The organism is Dietzia sp. Cai40 (assembly GCF_014145165.1).
Lineage (GTDB): Bacteria > Actinomycetota > Actinomycetes > Mycobacteriales > Mycobacteriaceae > Dietzia > Dietzia natronolimnaea.
In genome coordinates, this window is record NZ_JAALEB010000492.1 from 1 (window position 1) to 2576 (window position 2576).

Genomic DNA, 2576 nt, shown 5'->3' on the forward strand with positions numbered 1-2576 from the left:
TCCAGTTCCCGGTCGGCGATGGTCTGGCGGATGTGCGGCACGGTGGTCCTCGCCGTCACGGACCAGTCCATGGTCCGGACGTCGTCACCGGGTTCGTAGGCGCGGGCCTCGCCGGGTTCGGTTCCGGGCCCGGGCAGCAGACCCCGGTGGTCGCCGTTGAGCACCCCGTCCAGACGGCGGGTGACGAGGAGCTCCAACTGCGTCAGGGCGGCGCGGGACGCCGCCGCGACCGGGTCGTCGCGGGTCCCCTCGTCCGCGTGGGTCACCGCGAGGACGGCGGGCCGGGCTGTGCGGGAACCGCGCTGATCTGTGGGAGCGGGACGGCCTCGAGAACGCGGCGCACGACGGTGTCCGCGGTGATCTCGTCCGCCAACGCGTCGTAGGTGAGGACGAGTCGGTGGCGGAGCACGGCGGGGAGCACGTCGACGACGTCCTGGGGCACCACGTAGTCGCGACCCCGGACGAGGGCCAGCGCTCGGGCCGCGGTGACGGCACCCAGGGTGGCCCGGGGGGACGCGCCGTACGCGAGCCACCTGGCCACGTCCTCGAGGCCGTGCCTCTCGGGTTCGCGGGTGGCGACGGTGACCCTGACCACGTAGTCGACCAGCGCGTGGTGGACGAAGACCTCCCGGACAGCGTCCTGCAGCCGGATCAACGCGTCGACCCCGAGGACGCGGGACGGCTCCGGCGGACGTGTCCCCATCCGGTAGACGATCTCCCGTTCCTCCTCGGGGCTCGGGTAGTCCACGACGAGCTTGAACAGGAACCGGTCCCGCTGGGCCTCCGGGAGCTGGTACACGCCCTCGCTCTCGATGGGGTTCTGGGTGGCCATCACCAGGAACGGTGTCGGCATCGGGAAGGTCTGGCCGCCGATCGAGACGTGCCCCTCCGCCATCACCTCGAGCAGCGCCGACTGGACCTTGGCCGGCGCGCGGTTGATCTCGTCGGCCAGCACGAAGTTCGCGAGGATGGGACCGAGTTCGACCTCGAACTCCTCGCGGCCCTGCCGGTAGATCCGGGTGCCGACGATGTCCGCCGGAACCAGGTCCGGGGTGAACTGGAGGCGACGGAAGCTGCCCCCCACGACGGTGGCGAACGTCTCCACGGTGAGCGTCTTGGCGACACCCGGCACGCCCTCGAGGAGGATGTGACCGCGCGAGAGCAGACCCACCAGGATCATCTCGATGAGCCGGTCCTGGCCCACCACGACCTTCTTGACCTCGTACACCGCCTGCTCCAGCAGCCTGGCGTCCGAGGCCGCGGAGGACGCGGAGACCGCGGGGCGTGAGCCCGGGTCGGGCGAGTGGTCGGTGTGGGGATCGCTCACCGCGGAGGGCTCCTTCGCGAGGTGGGGGGTCGGTGGCCCTGGGGCCGGACCCTCAGGACGGACTGTGGACGACAGTACCGGTGTACGGCGGTGCCCGGCCCGACCAGTGGTCGGGCCGGGCACGGTGGGTCCGGCACGGTGGGTCCGGCGCTGTGGGTCGGCGCGACTGCGTCAGGTCAACCGGACGACCATGGGTGAGATCCCGGCCATCCGGACCGGCGAGATCTTGACGACGTCACCGGACTGCGGGGCCTCCACCATCCTGCCGTCTCCGAGGTACAACGCCACGTGGCCGGGCCAGAAGAGCATGTCGCCACGCTTACGGGTGGCCACCGGGTACTGCGGGCCGGCGGTGTACTGGTACCCGGTGAAGTGCGGCAGTGCCTTACCGATTCCGGCGAACGCGTAGATCATCAGTCCGGAGCAGTCGAAACCGATCTTGTTGTAGTCACCGTGGCTGTCCGCGACGCCGCCGTCCCGGATGCCCCGCGTCGGTCCCCTGGCGTCGCCGCCGCCCCAGGCGTAGGGGACGCCGAGCTGGGACAGCGCCCGGTTGACGACGGTCTCCACCTGGGCCGAACTCGACGGAGTCCCCGAGTTGCCGCCGCCCTGACCGGGTGCGGGTGCGGGCGCGGCAGGGCCTTGTTGGATCGACCCGAAGTCAGCCCGTCCGATCGCGTCGGCGACCTGCTGGATGATCGCCTCGGTGTCCCCGTTGATCCCCGCGTCGATCGCGGCGCCGACGCTGCCGGCGTCGATCGCACCACCGACGGCCCGCGCCGCCCCGTCCGAGGACCCCCCGGCGAACTGGCGGACCGCGCCCAGGTCGAGGTGGCCCGGGAGGGCGGAGGCGATGTCCGCGGCCTGTTCCCCGGCCCGTGGATCCCCGGCGAGTGCGCGGAAGGCCTCGTCCCGTACGGCGTCCTGGTCGACCGCGTACGGGTCCGCGTTCTGCGGTCCCGCGGGAGTGGCCCCCGACTCGGCCAACGCACTGCGGTTCTGCTCGAGCGCGCTCGTCAACTCCGCGACCTCGGCCTCCAGCGAGGTGACGTCGGCGTAGACGGTCGCCACCTCGGATTCGGCCGCGTCCCGCCGGGACGAGGCGTCCGCGAACCGCTGTTCCGCGTCCGTCCGGGCGAGCGCGGCGTCGGACTCGCGCCGGGTCGCCTCGTCGACCGCTGCGACCATGTCCCCCACGACGTGCCGCTGGTCCGCGGCGGCGCGCTGGAGGAACTCCTGGCGACGCCCG

General features: G+C 72.4%; 3 protein-coding genes. All 3 read right to left on the reverse strand.

The window, feature by feature from the left end; genetic code table 11:
• On the reverse strand, positions 1-266 hold a 266-nt coding region (locus G6022_RS16295; protein WP_182692034.1), incomplete at its 3' end, for a DUF58 domain-containing protein.
• Positions 263-1327, reverse strand: coding sequence for a MoxR family ATPase (locus tag G6022_RS16300; RefSeq protein ID WP_346034539.1), 1065 nt, complete (start codon positions 1325-1327; stop codon positions 263-265). The genes G6022_RS16295 and G6022_RS16300, both read right to left, overlap by 4 nt.
• 171 nt (positions 1328-1498) lie before the next feature.
• Positions 1499-2576 (reverse strand): NlpC/P60 family protein (locus G6022_RS16645; protein WP_187701400.1); only part of this gene is annotated, 1078 nt, incomplete at its 5' end.